We start from the raw sequence: 18,086 nt of genomic DNA on the forward strand, positions 1-18,086 counted from the left end.
CTGTCCATCACGTCCAGCACGTACGGGTGAAGGCCACTTCGGCTCGTCCTGGATGGGATTACCTTCCGTCATCCACCACGGATGAGCGGGAGGTTTCATGCGGGTGCAGCGTGTGCTGATGCCGGACTCGGAGGCCGAGTCGTGGACGGTGCTCGGGGATGACCACGTGCCGGTCGCGCCGATCGAGCGGTACCTGGCCTACCTGGCCTGGGGCGAGAAGTCGCCGAACACGGTCAAGGCGTACGCCCACGATCTGAAGGACTGGTTCGTCTACCTGGCCGGTCGGGGGCTGGACTGGCGGTCGGTGACGCTGGAGGACGTGGCCGGGTTCGTGGGCTGGCTGCGGCTGCCGCCGCAGGCCCGGGACAGGAAGGTCGCGGTGCTGCCCACGGCGGACCACCACTGCGTAGAGTCCAGCGTGAACCGCAAGCTCGCCGCGCTGTCGTCGTTCTGCGAGTTCCACGCCCGCCATGGGGTGCCGCTCGGGGAGCTGATGGTGACGATGCGGCCCGCCGGCCGCCGTGGTCGCGGCAGTTCCTACAAGCCGTTCCTGGAGCACATCGCCAAGAGCCGTCCGCAGAAGGCCCGCACGATCCGGCTGCGGCAGCCGCGGCGGCGACCGGTCGTGCTGTCCGCCGGGGACGCCCAGGCGGTGTTGGACGGGTGCGAGCATCTGCGGGACCGGCTGCTGTTCGCGCTGCTGCTGGACACCGGGCTGCGGATCGGGGAGGCCCTGGGCCTGCGGCACGAGGACATCGCGCTCGCCGAGCGGCAGGTGAACGTCATCCCGCGGCCGAACGCGAATCGGGTGCGGGCGAAGGCGGGCCGCTCACGGGAGGTTCCGGCCAGCGCGGAGCTGATGCGGCTGTATGCCGACTACCTCAACCGCGAGTACGGCGTCCTCGACTCGGACTACGTGTTCGTCAACCTCTGGGGCCGCCCGCACGGCCGCCCGCTCACCTACTCCGCCGTCTATGACCTGGTGGAACGGCTGCGCCGCCGCACCGGCATCGACTTCGAGCCGCACCAGTTCCGGCATACCTACGCGACCTGGCTGCTGCGCAAGGGCGCTGGCATGGAGAGCGTGAAGGAACTCCTCGGACACGCCTCGATCACCACCACGATGGATACGTACGGGCACCTTACCGTCGAGGACGCCCGCCGGACGCTGGAGGCGGCGGGCTGGTTCACCGGCCGGGAGGTGCGACTGTGACCGTCACACCCCTGCCCACGGGCCCGCTCGGCCGGTCCGGGCTGCTGGAGAAACTGCTGGCCGCCGTCCGTCCGGAGTTCCGCGTCGACGTCCTGGTCCCCGACGCCGACGACCCGGTGCTGGGCTGGAAGTGCTGCCCGGTCCCGGGCTGCAACCGCGCCGCGCACGAGCAGGGCATGTGCACCGGCCATGCCCAGCGCTGGCGCCGGGACGGACGCCCTGACCCCGCGGTGTTCCTCGCCGACCCCGGTCCTCCGCTCCGGGGTCTGGGCGAGCTCACGCACTGCACCGTCCCCGGCTGCCGCTTCGGCGCCGCCGGCAAGGGCTTGTGCTCGCGGCACCGCGACAAGTGGTCCCGCTCCGGAAGTACCGATCCCGCCGCCTGGGCGGCCTCCGCACCGCCGCTGCCAGGCACCGACCGCACCGATTGCGCTCTGCCCGACTGCACCCTGTGGGTGGAGAACGCGTCGAACACGTTCTGCAAGAGCCACCACGTCCGGTGGCGCCAGGACGGCGCCCCGCCGGTCAAGGACTTCATCGTCGAGTGCCAGTCCTTCGGCCTGCCCCGAGTGGACTTCCGCGGCCTGGCGCCGCAGCTCAAGCTGGAGTTCCAGTACGCCGTCCAGGCCCGCCGCGATGAGCAGACCGTCACCGCCCCGGCCCGCATGATCGCAGCCGCCATTCGTTGGGCCCGCGAGGAGCGGGTCAACTCCCTGCTGGACTACACCGCAGAACGGTGGCAGCGGGTCGCCGACCCCTACCGCCGGGCCGGGTCCGGCGGCTACGACAAGCGCGTCGCGGCGTTCCTGCTCTATGCCCGGGACGCGGTCGAGACCCTGCGCGACGGCGCCGGCTGGGAGGTCGAGTATGCTCGCGACATCTGGCGGCTGGGCAAGCTGACCGGGCTCAACCGCAGCGCCAGCCGTCCCCGCCCCCGCAGCGAGCTGCGGTTTGACCGCATCGCTCAGCCCTGGCTGCGGGTGCTGGCGAAGCGGTGGATCCGGCTGCGACTGTCGTCCGGCCTGAACGTCAGCACGGTCACCGGCTACATGCAGGCCCTGACCCGGTTCAGCGAGTTCCTCACCGGCGTCGGCCCCAACGCCGTCCGCGGCCTGGGCGACGTCGACCGGGCCCTGCTGGAGCGCTACCTGGCCTGGCTGACCGACCTCCCTGGCGGGCTCAGCTCGAACGAGAGCCGCGTCAACGGCCTGCACCTGTTCTTCCAGGCCATCCGCCAACACGGCTGGGACGACTCCTTGCCTACCAGCGCCGCGTTCTTCACCGGCGACTGCCCACGGCGCCGCACTCGGCTCGCTCGCCACCTCGCGGAGCACATCATGACCCAGGTCGAGCAGCCCGCGAACCTCGACCGGTGGACCGACGCCGCCGCCCGGCTGATCACCGTCGTCTTGATGCGCTGTGGCCTGCGGGTCTCCGACGCCTGCACCATCCGGTTCGACTGCCTGCTCCATGACGGCCAGGGCGCCCCCTACCTGCGCTACTTCAACAACAAGATGAGCCGGGAGGCCGCCGTCCCCATCGACGAGGAGATCGAGGCCGAGATCCGGGCCCAGCAGCAGCGCGTCCTTCAGCGCTGGCCGGACGGCAACCCGCATCTGTTCCCCCGGCTGAAGGGCAACGCCGACGGGACCCGGCATTTCTCCCCGGACACCTACCGGCAGATGCTCAAGCGCTGGCTCGCCCAATGCGACGTCCGGGACGAGAACGGGCTGCCCGTCCACCTCACCCCGCACCAATGGCGGCACACCTTTGCCACCAGGCTGATCAACCGCGACGTCCCACAAGAAGTCGTCCGCGTCCTCCTCGACCACGACTCCCACCAGATGACGGCCCACTATGCTCGGATCACCGACCAGACTGTCCGGCGCCGATGGGAAGCCGCCGCCAAGGTCAACATCCAAGGCGAGCGCGTCACCCTCGACCCCGAGGGGCCGCTGGCCCAGGCGGAGTGGGCCAAGACCCGCTACGGTCTCGCCACCCAGACCCTCTCCAACGGCTACTGCGGGCTGCCTGTTCAGAAGAGCTGTCCGCATGCCAACGCCTGCTTGACCTGCCCGGTCTTCCTCACTGGACCGGAGTTTCTGCCCGAGCTGAAGGCTCAGCACAGGCGGACGCTGACGCTCATCGACAACGCCAAGGGCTGCGGCCATCAGCGGGTGGCCGAGATGAACGAGCAGGTCGCGGCCAACCTCGACCGGATGATCACTGAACTTGAAGCCGCCGGCACACAGGAGGCTGCCGATGCGGGCTGACAACTCCCGGCACGTCATCGCCGCGGCCCGTCAGCGGGCGGCGGCGACCAGAGAACGGGCCGTCGCCGCCCTCCGGCGCATGGACGCTTCCGGGCAGCCTGTCTCCTTCGACGCTGTCGCCCGCGAGGCCGGAGTCTCGCGGTCCTGGCTCTACACCCAGCCCGACCTGCGGACCGAGATCAACCACCTGCGCGAGCGACACGGCCCGGTACCCTCGGCACCCCAAGTCCCCGATCAGCAACGCGCATCGGGCGCCTCACTACTTCGGCGGCTGGAAGTCGCGACGTCCCGCAACCGCCAACTGGAGGCGGAAGTACGCGAACTGAGGGACCAGCTCGCCCGCGCCCTCGGACAGCAGCGGACTGCTGCGGTCACCTCTTTGGGTGAAAGCAGCAGCACTGGCCATCGGTCGATGAAGACCATCGGCCCCTGCTGATCCAACACAATGCGGTCTTGCGGCGCACTTGGCAGTGGCCGCTATCTTGTCAGCCATGATCGAGTGGGGGAGGCGCCTCGGACGCCGTGGCTGTTGGTTCTCGTGGCGGAACCTTGAGGACATCATCCAGGTGCTGGAGGAGGAAGTCCCATACGGCCAGCTGGAGATTCGGCACTCTGTGACGAGCGAGTCCACCCAAGACGGTGTGACCACCAAGACCCAGCAGATACGACGCTGGACCACTCTCACAGACTTCAATACAGACGTGGCGGGGGACGCCGCACTCCATGATCTTGTAATCGAGCGCGGACCGGCACCTGACGGGCGACACATCTGCATCGAGATCGGTGAGACAGCGAAGTCCTGGCGCCCAGGTGGCACGCATGCCCGAACGTATGCCAACGTGAACGGCGGAACGGACGCCTGGCAACTAGGAGTTGCGGGCCGTCTCGGGGACATCTTCCGCAAAGCGTGGTTCTTGGGTCCCCGCCTGGACAGGTGGGTCAGCTCCATTCAGTCGGCCCTCATCTTCACTGCGGTCATTGGCATTGTCTTCTACTTCCACTCGACTGGCAGTTGGGTCGGCCTTGGGGCCGCCATCATGGCCTTCATCATTTACAAGATCGAGAAATATCTTGCCCGGACGATGCTGATCAACGACCCGAAGGGACTCCTGAAGTTCGTTGCTCATCGCCGAGCGAACCACCGCACCGCCGGCGGTCCCTGGTTCGGTGGTGCCGCACTGTTCTGGACAATCCTGGGCGGCGTCGCCGGCGTAATCAGCACCCTCCTTGCCATCTTCCAGGCCGTCTTCCAACACGGCTGAGGCTTTCGACCGGACCGGGCGCCAGAGTCACACCTCATCGGCTGGCCGCAGGTCGAGGGGCGCAACTCGTCGCCAAGGCCATTCCGAGGTGGCGTCGCGCCAGAGAGGCTGGCGCCTCGCGGTCCTGCTGCCTGGCCCTACACCCAGTTTGGCCTCCGGGCCGATATCAAAAAAACCTGCGCGAGGAGACTGGATCAGTAACGGCTGAGGTCACCTCTGCGGGTGAAACAAGCAGCAGTGGCCGCCGTTCAGCGAAGAATATTGGCCCCTACTGATCCCGACCGTCATCGACACCGGCCACCACGAAACGGCCCAGCTCAGAGCCATGTCCGGTCTTGCGGCTGAAGATAAGGTTCGCGCTCCAGATGTGCACGGTGCGGTACGTTGGTCTGTTCCTGGAGGACCCGCTCGCGGTGCCGTGGCCGGTGGTCGAGCATCTGGCCGTGCAGCTCGGCATCGAGGACCCATCGGTGGTCAAGAGGTACACGGAGCGGCGTCAGACGCTGTACGACCATGCGTGGGAGATCCGGGACGCCTACGGCTACCACCCCTACGAGGATGCCGAGTGGGGCCGGCGGTTCCGTACGTTCCTGCACGGGCGGGCGTGGACGCACGCCGAGGGCCCGAAGGCGCTGTTCGACCATGCGGTGGGCTGGCTGCGCCGTCATCGGGTGCTGCTGCCTGGGGTGTCGGTGCTGGCCCGGCAGGTGTCGGAGGCGCGGAAGGTCGCGGAGAAGCGGCTGCACGCCACCGTCGCGGGCGCCGCCCGCCGCGCGGACCCGGCGCTGCCCGGCGATCTGGTGGCGACGTTGAAGACGCCGGAGGGCTCGCGGTTCTCGGAGCTTGAGCGGCTGCGCCGGCCGCCGACGCGGACGACGGGCACGGCGTTCGCCCGTGCGCTGGAGCGGGTGGACGAGATCGGCGCGTACCGGCTGGGGCGGCTGAAGTTGTCGCAGATCCCGCCGAACCGGATGGCCGCTTTGGCCCGGCACGCGCTGGGGTCGAAGGCGCCGCTGCTGGAGCGGGCGGCGGAGCCGAAGCGCACGGCGATGCTCACCGCGGTGATGCGGCACCTGGAGGCGAAGGCGATCGACGAGGCTCTGGACCTGTTCCAGGTCCTGATGGCCACCCGGCTGCTGAACACGGCGAAGCGGAAGACCGAGAAGGAGCGGCTGTCGACGCTGCCGCAGCTGGAGAAGGCGTCGCGGGTGCTCGCGCGGGCGGCGAAGGTGCTGTTCGAGGAGCTGGAGCTGGTCGAGGAGCAGGAGGCGGACCTGGACGTGGCCGCGCTGTGGGCAGCGGTGGAGGAGGTCGCGCCGCGCGCCGCCGTGCTGAGCGCGGCGGCCACCGTGGTGACCCTGGTGCCCGAGGACGAGAACTCGGCCGAGGTCGCCATGCGGGCCGCGCTCGCGAACCGGTACGCCACGGTGCGCCCGTTCCTGTCCCTGCTGGGCGAGTCGAAGGCGCTGGACGCGGCGAGCGCCGGGAAACGGGTCCTGGCCGGGGTACGCGGCCTGCCGCGGCGGTCCAAAACGTGTGGGCCGAATGGCAGCGTCTGCTCCAGGCCGGGATCGAGCGCATGATCGCCGGGGGTCTGCTCCGGGCCGGCACCGACGGTCAGCGGCTCGGCCGCTCGATTCTCGCGATCTTGCAAGGCGGGCTGCTGATGACCAAGACGACCCGCACCGAAGAGCCACTCCTCGACGCACTCGACGCCATCTTCCTCACCCTGCGAGCACACGCCGTCGATCCCCCACACTGAAGACGACGGACGCACGCACTCTGGAGATCTCCACCAGGAAAACCGTGACCGAAGGCGTCGCCGCACCGACCCTCGTACATCCGGCGGGCGCGCGGCCGCCGGACCGGACACCCGGCTCCCACATCGATGTGGTGCTGACCGAGGGAATGATCCGGTACTGCCCGCTGTGCGGGAACCGATGGGACAACCACTCCCCTCCGGCGCCGTCGAAGAAGCACCTGTTCCGCCCGTGCAACCCACAGCCGCCCGGTGGTGGCGTACAGGGTCCCCGGCCGGACTGCGCGTCCCCCTTGAGGAGGCGCAGCATCCACCACAGCTGACCCGGCGTCGCCCAGTGGAAGATCCCAGCGGCACCAAGCACTGTCAGCACCTCCCGCCCCCCGGGCCGGCCTGCTCGGCTGAGCGGCTTCTGGACTTTCGAAGGGGGGTCCTACGGAGTAGGTACCCGATTCGCAGTCCACCAGGCGGCGATCTGGCTGCGAGAGCGGAAGGCAAGCTTGGCAAGGATGTTCTGGACGTGGCCGTCGACCGTACGCGTGGAAAGCACGAGTGCGGCGGCGATCTGACGGTTACTCATTCCCTCGGCGACCAGCGCGGCCACTTCGCGCTCCCGGCGGGACAGCGGGCTCGGGGGCGGTGCCGGGGCAGGTGCGGCAGGTTCGTCGGTAACGGTGGAGGCGTCATCAGTGCTGCTGCCCGCACCCAGAGCATAGGCGATGGCTTTGGCTGGGGTGTCGTGGCGGGCGCCTTGGGCGAGCGCCCTCCGATAGACGTCGGATCCCAGGGTGCGGAGGACCGCTTCCTCGCACCGCGCATGGTCGACTGCGGTCAGGAGACCGATTTCCGGGATGGTGATGCCTGCTGCCCGGCCCAGCGCATCGACCGCTCCCAGCAGTCGTGCCGCCTCCTGGTGGTCACCGTCGGCGGCGGCCGCCCAGGCGAGCAGTTCCAGGTTGAAGCCGGCACCGATGTAGTCGTTGAAGCCGTGCTGGAGTTCCAGCGCGGAACGGGCGAGAGTCCTGCACTCTTGCAGGTCACCGCGTGTCCAGGCCTCAAGGCCCAGGGCCCACAGGACATTGGCCCGGCCCCATCGCTCACCGTGTGCCTGCGCGATGGTGAGCGACCGTCGGCCGGTCTGCGCAGCGCGGTGGTCTCCGAGTTGGATAAGGCTGAACGTCAGGCGGAACAGGGCGAAGATCGCTGCTCGTTCCTCGCCCAGCGCAGTGTAGGTGTCGATCGCTGCTTCGTGGAGGGCACGAGACTCTTCCAACCGGCCCTGGAAGGCTGCTGAGACGCCGCGCACGCCCTGGATGTGGGCGTGGACGATCGGGGGGAGGTCCAGGTGTTCGGCCAGGTGCCCGGCTTCGGCCAGCCACGCCTCCGCAGCGGCGAAGTCGCGCTGCAGTACGGCAACCCAGGCCCCGGCCCACAAGGCGGCAGCCCGGGCCGGTGTGGGCTCCGGGGCGGCGGCGAGGGCCCGGTCGAGCTGGCGGCGGCCTTCGCCGATATGCCCACCGACGTACCAGTGGTAGCGCAGTGCGACGGCCAGCGCCAGTACGGCCTGTGGAGCCTCGCGGTAGTCGAGTGCGGCGAGCAGATTGCTGTGTTCTGCGCGCAGCCGGGTTAGGCATTCTTCCTGTCCCGGTCCCCACCAGCGGTCGGCGATGCCCTCGGCCAGCGTGTGGAAGAAGTCGCGGTGACGACGCAACAGCCGCTGCTCCTGCCCGGAGCCGGCCAGCCGCTCCCGCCCGTACTCGCGGATGGTCTCCAGCAGCCGGTAGCGGGATTGGCCCTCGAGTTCGCAGCGGAGCACGACGGACTGGGCGACCAGCCGGTCGAGCAGGTCCAGCACCTCCGCCTTGGTGATGCCGTCGCCGGAGCACACCTCCTCAGCCGCGTCCAAGCCGAAGCCGCCGGCGAACACCGACAGCCGGCTCCACAGCAGCTGCTCGGCCGGACCGCACAGCTCATAGCTGTAGTCGATCGCCGCCCGCAGGGTCCGCTGCCGTGGCGGCCCGACACGGTTACCGGAGGTGAGTAGCGCGAACCGGTCCTCCAGCCGCTCAGCCAACTGCTCGACGGTGAGTATCCGCAGCCGCGAAGCTGCCAGCTCGATGGCCAGAGGCAGCCCGTCCAGATCCGCACACAGCCGGGCGAGTGAAGCCACGGTCGCGCCGTTGAACCGAACGTTCTGGTCAATCGCCGCGGCCCGGACTCGCAGCAGTTCCATCGCTTCGTCCTCCGGCAGCGGGAGGACACTGAACAGGTACTCGCCGACGATGTCCAGCGGGTGGCGGCTGGTCGCCAGGATGCGTACCTCAGAAGCCGCGCGGAGCAGCGTGTAAGCCAGCTCGGCGCTGGCGTGGACCAAGTGCTCACAGTTGTCCAGCACGATCAGCGCCCGGCGCTCTGCCAGATGCGCCGCGAGATGGTCGATGGTCGACCTGGTCCCCCGGTCCGGCACCCCGAGCGCGAGGGCAGTCGCACCCGCCACCCCCGACGCTTCCCGCACCGAGGCCAGATCCACCAGCCACACCCCGTCGGGATAGGCCAGCCGGGACGCACAGGCCACCTCCAGTGCCAGCCGCGTCTTGCCCACACCTCCCACGCCGGTCAGAGTCAACAACCGCGCCGTACCCAGGCGGCCGCGGATCGCGGCGATGTCACCGCGTCGGCCCACGAACGCGGCAAGGGCGGGGACCGCCGGGAGATTCCCCGCGTCTGGGCTCACACCAGCCACCGCGCTGCCTTTCGGGCCGGGCTCAGCGTTCCAGCACGAGGGCGAGGCCCTGGCCGACGCCGATGCAGAGGGTGACAACGCCGGTGCCGCTGCCCTTGCGTGCGAGCTGGTGGGCGACGGTGCCGGCGAGGCGGGCACCAGAGGCGCCGAGCGGGTGGCCCAGCGCGATGGCGCCGCCCTGCGGGTTGAGGATCGCCGGGTCGAACTCGGGCCATTCGGCAACACAGCCCAGGACTTGGGCGGCGAAAGCCTCGTTCAGTTCGAGGACTGACAGGTCGCCGAATCCCTTGCCTGCCGTGGCGAGAGCGCGGTTGACGGCCTCGACCGGGGCGAGGCCGAAGTAGTGCGGGTCGGTGGCGGAGACACCGGTGGCGGTGATGCGGGCCAGCGGTTCGCGGCCGGTGGCCTTGAGTCCCTCCTCGTCGGTCAGGAGCAGGGCGGCGGCGCCGTCGTTGAGCGGTGAGGCGTTGCCCGCGGTGACGGTGCCGTTCTCCTTGCGGAAGGACGGTTTCAGCTTGGCCATCGCGGCGAGGGAGGCGTCCGCCCGGACCGACTCGTCGGCGGCGAAGACCACCGGGTCGCCCTTGCGCTGAGGAATCGACACCGGCGCCAACTCGGGCTCGAACAGGCCCTGTTGCTGTGCCGCCGTCGCCTTCTGGTGGGAGGCCAGCGCGAACTCGTCCTGCTGCTCACGGCTGATCTTGTGCTTCTCGGCGATCAGCTCGGCCGACTCGCCCAGCGGGACGGTCCACTGCGGGTCCATCTTGGGATTCACCATCCGCCAGCCGAGCGTGGTGGAGTACAGCTCGGCGTGCCCGGCCGGGAACGGCTTGTCCGACTTCGGCAGGACGTAGGGGGCGCGGGTCATCGACTCCACGCCACCAGCCACGGCGATCGACGCGTCGCCGGTCGCAATGGCGCGAGCCGCCTGGATGACGGCTTCGAGGCCGGAGGCACAGAGCCGGTTGACGGTCACGCCGGGCACGCTGGTGGGCAGGCCGGCCAGCAGCGCGGCCATCCGGCCGACGTTTCGGTTCTCCTCGCCGGCTCCGTTGGCGTTGCCGACGTAGATGTCCTCGATCCGGGACGGGTCCAGGGCGGGCGTACGGCCGAGGAGTTCGCGGATCGCGTGGGCGGCCAGATCGTCGGGGCGCACGCTCGCGAGGCCGCCGTTGTAGCGGCCGATCGGCGTGCGGACCGCGTCGACGATGTACACGTCCTTCAGGCCGTTGGTCATGACTGCTTCTCCTCGGGGACACGTACCTTGGCGTCGGTCTTGGCGACGATTTCCTCCACACTCACCCCGGGCGCGGTCTCGACCAGGACGAGGCCGTCGTCGGTGACGTCGAGAACAGCGAGATCGGTGATGATGCGGTCCACACACGCCTTCCCTGTGAGCGGCAGCGCGCACTCCTCGAGGATCTTCGCCGAGCCGTCCTTGGCGGTGTGCGTCATCACCACGATGACCGTGCGGGCCCCGTGGACGAGGTCCATCGCCCCGCCGATCCCCGTGATCAGCTTCCCGGGGATGGCCCAGTTCGCCAGATCCCCCTTCTCGGACACCTGCATCGCGCCCAGCACGGCGACGTCGATGTGCCCGCCCCGGACCATCGAGAAGGACAGCGCCGAGTCGAAGAAGGCGGCGCCCGGCAGGACCGTCACCGTCTCCTTCCCCGCGTTGATCAGATCCGGGTCGACTGCGTCCTCGGCCGGATACGGCCCGGTGCCCAGGATGCCGTTCTCCGACTCCAGGACGACTTCGACGCCCTCGGGCAGGTAGTTGGGGATCAGCGTCGGCAGCCCGATGCCAAGGTTGGCGTACTGGCCGTCCTCCAGCTCACGCGCAGCCCGGGCGGCCATCTGCTCACGTGTCCAGGCCATCAGCTGCTCACCGTCCGCTGCTCGATCTTCTTGTCCGCTGCCTGCTCCGGAGTCAGGGCGATGACCCGCTGCACAAAGATTCCCGGCAGGTGCACTGCATCCGGGTCAAGCTCTCCCGGATCGACCAGCTGCTCGACCTCCGCGATGGTGATCCGCCCTGACATCGCGGCGAGGGGGTTGAAGTTCCGCGAAGACTTGGCGAAGACCAAGTTCCCGTACCTGTCGCCCTTCGCGGCCCGCACGAGGGCGAAGTCGGTTCGGATCCCGTGCTCCAGCACGTACTCCACGCCGTCGAACTCCCGCACCTCCTTGGGCGGCGAGGCGAGCGCGACCCCACCCTCACCGTCGTAGCGCCAGGGCAGTCCGCCCTCGGCGACCTGGGTGCCGACCCCGGCCGGGGTGTAGAAGGCGGGGATCCCGGCGCCGCCGGCCCGCAGGCGCTCGGCGAGCGTGCCCTGCGGGATGAGTTCCACTTCCAGCTCCCCGGCGAGGTACTGCCGGGCGAACTCCTTGTTCGCTCCGATGTAGGAGCCGGTCACCCGGCCGATCCGCCCTGCGGCCAGCAGTACGGCGAGTCCTGAGTCCATCGCGCCGCAGTTGTTCGACACCACCTTCAGGCCGGACACGCCCAGCTCGTACAGTGCGTTGATCAGTACGTTCGGGACGCCGCTGAGGCCGAACCCGCCGACGGCGAGGGACGCGCCGTCGGAGATATCGGCCAGGGCCTCGGCGGCGGAGGCGACCACCTTGTCCATGTCAGCCCTGCTTGACGGTCGGCTGGTAGGCGAGGAACTTCCAGGTGCCGTCCGCTCGCGTCCACACCGCGAGCGAGCGGTTCGCCAGCTGCTTGCGAACGCCTCCGGCGGTCAGGTCGGCGTTCATCTCACCGATGACGACTGCGGTGTCCCCGACCACGGTGATCGTGTCAATGGGGTGGTCGATCCGGTGGTAGACGTAGTAACCGGTTTTGCACTTCTCCAGGTATGAATTCAGCGTGTCCAGGGCCCCGTTGGAGTGGGTGTACGCGAGGTCTGGGTGAGCGAGCTCGGCGAACTTGTCGTAGTCGCGCGTGACGATGGCGTCGAAGCGGCGGTTCTCCAGCGTACGGATGGTTTCCGCGTCGTCTGCGTTCATGGGTGGTTCCTTCGGTGCGGTTGAGTTGGAGAAGGAAGGTCACGAGGCCGGCTGTTTGCCGGCCCAGGCGCGGCTTAGGAGGCGGGTGAGGCCGTCTGCGGTGACCTGCCGCGGGTTGGCGTACGGGTGGGCCAGCGTCTGTTCGACGATCCGGCTGATGTCGTCCTTCTCCATGCCGAGTTCGCGTAGCGAGCCAGGGGCGCCCAAACGCCGGGCGAGCTCCCACAATGCCGTGGCTGGATCGGCGGCTCCGCCCAGTGCGCGCCAGAGTGCGGCGACGGCGTCGGGGGCAGCGGGCTGGTTGTACGCGAGGGCGTGTGGCAGGACCACGGTGTGCGTTTCGGCATGCGGCAGGTCCAGCGTGCCGCCGAGGGCGTGACACAGCTTGTGGTGCAGGGACATCGTGGTGGCGCCGAGACAGGCCCCACACAGCCACGCCCCGTACTGGGCGTCGCAGCGCGCCAGGAGATCCTTGCCGTTTGCGGCCACTGCGGGGAGAGCGGCAGCGAGCGAACGCACCCCTTCCTCGGCCATCAGGTTGATGATCGGAGAGGCGTCCGGGGCATAGAGGGCTTCCACGGCGTGCGCAATCGCGTTCATGCCGCTGGTCACGGAGACAGCCGCCGGGAGGCTGAGCGTGAGCTCGGGGTCGTAGAGCACGCTGACGGGCAGGACTCGGGGATCCTTGCCTGTGCGCTTGCGGCCGTGCTCGGTCAGCCCCCACACAGAGGTCATCTCGGAGCCGGCATATGTCGTGGGTACAGCGATGATCTGCAGGCCGGTTTCCAGGGCGATGGCTTTGCCGAGCCCGATCGCCGAGCCGCCGCCGACCGCGACGCAGCCGTCCGCCCCCAGCTCGGCCGCCCGGTCACGGGCCGCTGCAGCGGACTCGACCGGAACGTGCATGCGGGCGTGCGGGTGAACTCCGACGGCACGGTCGCCAAGCAGCTGAGCTACGGCCTCGCCGAGCGCCTGCTGCGGCGGCGAACACAGAACGAGGACGCGCTTGAGCCCGGCCCTGTCGACCTCGTCGGCCAGTTGGCTGAGCACACCAGGTCCCATCACCACGCGCATGGGCAGCGACTGGTAGGTGAAATTTCGGGCCTGGCTCATCGCTTGGCCTCCTGGTCGTCGTCGCTGAGGAGAGAGATGTCGAAATGGACGGCGCGGTACGGGTTGTCGAAGCCGAGTTCGGCCGCCCGGGCGGGGTCGTCGACCTGACCGAAGTCGCGTACGAGGCTTTCCTTGACACCGAAGACGACATCGGAGCCGATGTAAGGGCAGTCCTTCACGAACAGGTGGGTGGTCAGCGGCCGGTAGTGCTGGGCAGTCACCAGGAAGTGCAAGTGCGCGGGACGGTTCGGGTGACGGTGCGTGGCCTTGAGCAGGCCGCCGACGGGCCCGTCGACCGGGATCGGGTAGAAGCGGGGCACGATGGAGCGGAACCAGAATTCGCCGTTGTCGTCCGTGGTGAACAGGCCACGGAGATTGCGCTCGGGCTGGATGCCGGGCTGCTGCACGTCATAAAAGCCCTCCGCATTCGCCTGCCAGACGTCGACTGCGGCGTTCGCGATCGGCTCGCCCTTCTCGTCGGTGACGCGCCCGGTGACCAGGCACTGCTCGCCCTTGCCGTCCAGGGCGATGAGGTCGCCCGGCTTCCTGGGCGGTGACTCGACCATGTGGAACGGGCCGAGCACAGTGGACTCTGTGGCCAGTTCCAGAGAGCGATTGTTGATCGTCTCGACCAGCATGGAGACACCCAGTACGTCCGAGAGAAGGATGAACTCCTGCCGGACATCGGTGCATGCCTGACCGGTCTCGGTGAGGAAAGCAATGGCCGCTTCCCACTCCTCGTTGGTGAGCTCCACGTCCTTGACGAAGGCGTGCAGATGCCGGACGAGGGAGCCCAGAACCTGCCGCAGTCTCGGGTCGGTGTCCGAGCCGAAACTCTCGACAACGATCTCCGCGGACCTGTCCTCGGTGAACAGCGAAGGCGCACTCATGGGACCCTCACCAACCTTTCATGCGTAGCGTGTGCGTCTGGCGTCCGGTGGGGCTTAGGCCGGCGAAGCCATGTCAGGGCCCGAGGGGAGTCCGCCCATGGAATGCGTTCTCCACGACGGCGGCGAGCACATCCGGCTCCAACTCGGCGTCCTGGGCGGTCGTCTCGTCGCCCCGCACGGCCTCCAGGGCGGCGTCCAGCCCGGCGAGCCCCATCCCCAGTTCCCGCAGGCTCTGCGGGGCACCGACTTCATGCGCGAGGTGGGCAATGCCCTCCACAGCATCGTTGCAGCCGAGAGCCTCGGCGACGCGGGCGAGAGCCAGCGGCCGCTTCACACCGGTCGCCGCCAGCAGGTGGGGCAGGACGACCGGGCGCACATCGGCGTGGCGCAGCCCACAGGCCCGCTCCACGGCCTCGCAGAGCATGCGATGAGCTCCCGGTGCGGTTACGGCGAGCGAGGCGGCGGTGAGGTATCCGCCGTACTGGGTTCGGGACCGGCCGACCAGGCCGTGCGGATGCAGCATCGCGTCCGGCATGCCGTCGGCGATCTGACAGATTCCCTCCTCGGCCATCATCGCGGCGACCGGACTCGCATCCGGTGTACAGAGGACGTCTACGCCGTGCGCAAGCGCGCGCATCCCGGACCGGGCCGTGACGTGGTCCGGAAGCCCGACGGTGAGGGCCGGATCGTAGATCACCACCCGTGAGGCCGCCGCTGACAGGTACACGGCTGGTCCGGTCCTGCCGGGCGGGGGGTCCGGCGGGGAAACGAACTCCGCGCCGGCGTATGAGGCGGGCAGCGCCACCAGGGGGAGCTCCGCGCGCAGCGCAGCCTGTCGGGCAGCGTGGATCACCGCACCGCTCCCGACGGCGACCAGGCAGTCGGCCTGCTCGCGCACCGCAGCCTCATGCGCGCGGGAGATCTGTCCCGCCGCCGATCGGCCCCGTGTGAACGCCACCGGCTGTGCACCGCCACCCGGCAGCGCCGCCATGAGCGCGCCCGCCACAGCCTTCTGGGAGGCGGAGGCCAAAACGAGGGGTACCTTGGCGCCGAGGCGTTCGAGCTCCGGCAGCAATGATGTACGGTGCGCGTCAACCGCGAACACGACCCTGACCGCGTGTACGTCGTGGGTGAAGCCCGCGACGACCTCCGACATCGATCTCGCCGTCACCAGGACCTTCTTCCGCTCGGCGCCGCACGGCTGCCCCGAGCTCATCGGCACGGCGAGGGGGTCGATGGTGACCATCGAGCCTCCTTCCGTCTGTGCCGCTGTCCGGGGACGGACCGCTTCCGCGCTCTTGTGAACGTCGCGTCACATGGTTGTATTGCAGTATTGATTCTGTCCAATACTCGTTTTGCTCTTGATCTATATGGCTGGCGAATACATCAACCTCGGCGCTGCCTGCGCCGAGCAACAGAGGGTGGGTCGAAAGGGTGGAACTACGACAACTCCAGTACTTCCTGGCCGTGGCCGAGGAGCTGAACTTCAGCAGGGCGGCGGACCGGCTCAACATGACTCAGCCGCCCCTGAGCGCCCAGATCCGCCAGCTCGAGGAAGAGCTGGATGTGGTCCTCTTCGAGCGGACCACGCGCAAGGTGAAACTCACTACGGCGGGACGTCACTTTCAGCAGAGCACTCAGGAGCTCCTCGGCCAGCTGGACTCGAACATCGTGGACGCAAGGAGAGCGGCGAAAGGCGAGTGGGGCAAGCTGGCACTGGGCTTCGTTCCATCAGCGACCATAGAGACCCTCCCCCCCATCCTTCGCGATTTCCGGGAGAGATTCAGCAATGTGCGCCTTGACCTGCATGAACTCACCCCGGAGCGGCAGGTCTCTGGACTGCGCGACGGATCGCTGGACTGCGCCTGCTTCTACCTCCCGTTCGCCGAAATGAATCCGTTCGGCGACCGGAACCTCGAGTCCGCAGCCATCTCCCGTGAACCCCTGGTGGCGGCGCTTCCGCCCGGTCACCGCCTTGCCGCCCAGCGGAAGATCCACGTCGGTGAACTCGCCGAGGAACCGTTCGTGACGGTCAGCGGCCACTGCGGCCAGGGCTTGCGCGAGATCATTCTGGAGCAGTGTCGTCGGGGCGGATTCGCGCCCCGGATCGTTCAGGAGGCGGCGCTGATCCAGACCATTGCAGGACTCGTGGCCAGCGGGGTCGGAGTCGCGCTCATTCCCGCGTCGGTGCGCCGCATCCAGAAGATCGGTGTCACCTATCGGGCGCTCCAGAACGAGCCCCTCAATGTCGAAATGGGGCTCATCTGGATGCGGGAGAACAACAGTCCCGTGCTGGCCGGCTTCACCGGCAGCGTGACGGCGGCCAGATGAGGAGCCGCTTCTGCCGGACGCCTCGGCGATCACGCGGTCGTCGACCTTCTGGGTAGCCGTGCGCGGTACGTGGGAGCCCGATGGGCTGCCCGCCTGAACGAGATGGAGCTCGTCAGAGGCGGCGGGGTGGATCATCCGCGAGAACGACCTCGACGGCGAAGCCGGACAGCCCCGAGTGAGCCTCCACGGGCCGGCACACCAGCGTGGCGGTCTCACCGTGCGGGAGCGGCACCTCGATGGCGGCGCGCTGGCCGAGTGCGATCAGTTCAACGGCTTTCTCCTGCAGGACAAGCCAGGCGGCGCGTCCGATCGCGCTGTCGGACGGGGCCTTGATTCCGGTCCGTGACGCTGCAGACGCGGCCGACGCCTGGGTTCGGCTCTGGGCCTGGCGGTATGCCTCCAGCAACAGGCGCTCCCGCTGCGTGGCCTCCTCCAGCATCCGCCACTCAACAGCGGCCCCTGCCGCGCGCATCAGGGCCTCGGCCTGAGGATTGGCATCGGCCGCTTCGCCGGCGAAGTCGACGACGCCTTGGATGTGACCGCTGAGGGGGTCGCGGACCGGAACAGCCACACAGGCGCACTGCTGAAAGCACTCGGCAAAGTGCTCGGCCCCGATCACACGGCAAGGCCGTCGCTCCACCAAAGCCAGGGCGATGCCGTTCGTGCCGACCACTTCTTCGGCGAAGGAGAACCCAGGTGCGGCACCCGGGAGGGCGTCAAGGCGCCGACTCACGAAGGGGTCGCCGACGCGGCGCTGGACCTTTCGGCCCTGGGCATCGGCGAGGCTAACGCTCACCCGGGTGCCCGAGATCTTGGCTTCCAGCCAGTCGAGGACTGGTGCGGCCGCGCGTACGAACGGGGTGTCCAGATCGAGATCCGGGTCGTAGGCGGGCTCACACCGGGCGGGGGCGACAGCCAGGGTCCGGGAGCGGTCCCACGACTGCAAAATCGCGCTGCGCGGGCCTTTGACGACGATTTCACCGGCCAGGTACCGTTCCCGCAACAGCGCCATGGACCTGAGCGAACCGTTCAGGCTGTCGGTCACCTGGATCACTTCCCTCAGCGGATCTGCCCCAAGGACACCGGCGTCCGAGTCCGCATGGCGCACAGCGCCGACCCCGCCTTCAATGTAACGCCGCCGCTGTCGAGCGGGCCCCTTAAGAGAAGTGCCTGGCGAGGTTGCCGCCCGCCGGAGCGCAGAGCGACGCCGCCAGGGTGGCGCAAACCGCCGGTTCGGCCAACACCCGCTCCATCTATTTGTCAGTCGTATAGATCATTCGAAGAACAAGTATTGGACAGTCTCAGTAGCGCGCCCAAGTATGTAACGCAGAGTTTACGGCGTTCCTACAACGACTTGTCGCAAGAGATCGGACGCCGACCGTCGGCAAACGAGCCGCCGGGCCTCGCCCTCGCTGGCGACAGTCAGCGTTCGGCACACACCGTGACGGCGCCCACAAAGCGTCCCCATCTGCATCAACGGTCATCAC

Annotated in this window: 15 protein-coding genes and 1 pseudogene; 7 read left to right on the forward strand and 9 right to left on the reverse strand. The window is 68.7% G+C overall.

Going from position 1 to position 18,086, the window contains the following annotated elements; translation table 11 throughout:
• Window positions 1-97: 97 nt before the first annotated feature.
• The 6 genes and pseudogenes from ACZ69M_RS46030 (at window position 98) to ACZ69M_RS46055 (ending at window position 6,510) form a co-directional block, all read left to right on the forward strand.
• A complete protein-coding gene (locus ACZ69M_RS46030; protein ID WP_470059702.1) occupies window positions 98-1,213 on the forward strand; it encodes a tyrosine-type recombinase/integrase in 1,116 nt (371 codons plus the stop codon).
• The gene (locus ACZ69M_RS46035) at window positions 1,210-3,486 is read left to right on the forward strand and encodes a tyrosine-type recombinase/integrase (RefSeq protein WP_470059703.1); all 2,277 of its coding nucleotides are present in this window, start codon (window positions 1,210-1,212) and stop codon (window positions 3,484-3,486) included. The genes ACZ69M_RS46030 and ACZ69M_RS46035 overlap by 4 nt, the downstream gene beginning before the upstream one ends.
• Window positions 3,476-3,922, forward strand: coding sequence for a DUF6262 family protein (locus ACZ69M_RS46040; protein ID WP_470059704.1), 447 nt, complete (start codon window positions 3,476-3,478; stop codon window positions 3,920-3,922). Before ACZ69M_RS46035 ends, ACZ69M_RS46040 begins: the two co-directional genes overlap by 11 nt.
• Before the next feature lie 55 nt (window positions 3,923-3,977).
• Entirely contained in the window at window positions 3,978-4,748 is a 771-nt protein-coding gene (locus tag ACZ69M_RS46045) for a hypothetical protein (RefSeq protein WP_470059705.1), read from the forward strand.
• A gap of 344 nt (window positions 4,749-5,092) precedes the next feature.
• A pseudogene (locus ACZ69M_RS46050) lies at window positions 5,093-6,268 on the forward strand (DUF4158 domain-containing protein); the annotation flags it as partial.
• A gap of 59 nt (window positions 6,269-6,327) precedes the next feature.
• Window positions 6,328-6,510, forward strand: a complete 183-nt coding sequence (locus tag ACZ69M_RS46055; RefSeq protein ID WP_470059706.1) for a hypothetical protein — start codon at window positions 6,328-6,330, stop codon at window positions 6,508-6,510.
• A 430-nt stretch (window positions 6,511-6,940) separates the two neighbouring features.
• Here ACZ69M_RS46055 and ACZ69M_RS46060 read toward each other — a convergent pair whose 3' ends face one another.
• The 8 genes from ACZ69M_RS46060 to ACZ69M_RS46095 all read right to left on the reverse strand — a co-directional run bounded on the left by ACZ69M_RS46060 (window position 6,941) and on the right by ACZ69M_RS46095 (window position 15,514).
• The gene (locus ACZ69M_RS46060) at window positions 6,941-9,241 is read right to left on the reverse strand and encodes an ATP-binding protein (RefSeq protein WP_470059707.1); all 2,301 of its coding nucleotides are present in this window, start codon (window positions 9,239-9,241) and stop codon (window positions 6,941-6,943) included.
• 31 nt (window positions 9,242-9,272) lie between these two features.
• Complete coding sequence (locus ACZ69M_RS46065) at window positions 9,273-10,475, reverse strand: thiolase family protein (RefSeq protein WP_470059753.1); 1,203 nt, start codon at window positions 10,473-10,475, stop codon at window positions 9,273-9,275.
• 8 nt (window positions 10,476-10,483) lie between these two features.
• Entirely contained in the window at window positions 10,484-11,131 is a 648-nt protein-coding gene (locus tag ACZ69M_RS46070) for a CoA transferase subunit B (protein WP_470059708.1), read from the reverse strand.
• The gene (locus ACZ69M_RS46075; protein ID WP_470059709.1) at window positions 11,131-11,886 is read right to left on the reverse strand and encodes a CoA transferase subunit A; all 756 of its coding nucleotides are present in this window, start codon (window positions 11,884-11,886) and stop codon (window positions 11,131-11,133) included. Before ACZ69M_RS46075 ends, ACZ69M_RS46070 begins: the two co-directional genes overlap by 1 nt.
• A gap of 1 nt (window position 11,887) precedes the next feature.
• Window positions 11,888-12,265 (reverse strand): nuclear transport factor 2 family protein, encoded by a 378-nt coding sequence (locus ACZ69M_RS46080; RefSeq protein WP_470059710.1) that lies wholly within the window; start codon window positions 12,263-12,265, stop codon window positions 11,888-11,890.
• A gap of 39 nt (window positions 12,266-12,304) precedes the next feature.
• Window positions 12,305-13,378 (reverse strand): maleylacetate reductase, encoded by a 1,074-nt coding sequence (locus ACZ69M_RS46085; protein WP_470059711.1) that lies wholly within the window; start codon window positions 13,376-13,378, stop codon window positions 12,305-12,307.
• A complete protein-coding gene (locus tag ACZ69M_RS46090) occupies window positions 13,375-14,268 on the reverse strand; it encodes an intradiol ring-cleavage dioxygenase (RefSeq protein WP_470059712.1) in 894 nt (297 codons plus the stop codon). The genes ACZ69M_RS46085 and ACZ69M_RS46090 overlap by 4 nt, the downstream gene beginning before the upstream one ends.
• Window positions 14,269-14,341: 73 nt before the next feature.
• On the reverse strand, window positions 14,342-15,514 hold the full coding sequence (locus tag ACZ69M_RS46095) for an iron-containing alcohol dehydrogenase (RefSeq protein ID WP_470059713.1): 1,173 nt from the start codon (window positions 15,512-15,514) through the stop codon (window positions 14,342-14,344).
• 188 nt (window positions 15,515-15,702) lie between these two features.
• Between ACZ69M_RS46095 and ACZ69M_RS46100 the strand changes: the two genes are divergently transcribed.
• A complete protein-coding gene (locus tag ACZ69M_RS46100) occupies window positions 15,703-16,599 on the forward strand; it encodes a LysR family transcriptional regulator (protein ID WP_470059714.1) in 897 nt (298 codons plus the stop codon).
• A 112-nt stretch (window positions 16,600-16,711) separates the two neighbouring features.
• On the opposite strand, the gene ACZ69M_RS46105 is transcribed toward ACZ69M_RS46100, so the two are convergent.
• A complete protein-coding gene (locus ACZ69M_RS46105; protein WP_470059715.1) occupies window positions 16,712-17,653 on the reverse strand; it encodes a hypothetical protein in 942 nt (313 codons plus the stop codon).
• Between the last annotated feature and the right edge of the window lie 433 nt (window positions 17,654-18,086).

Source organism: Streptomyces sp. NPDC107454, assembly GCF_055582885.1.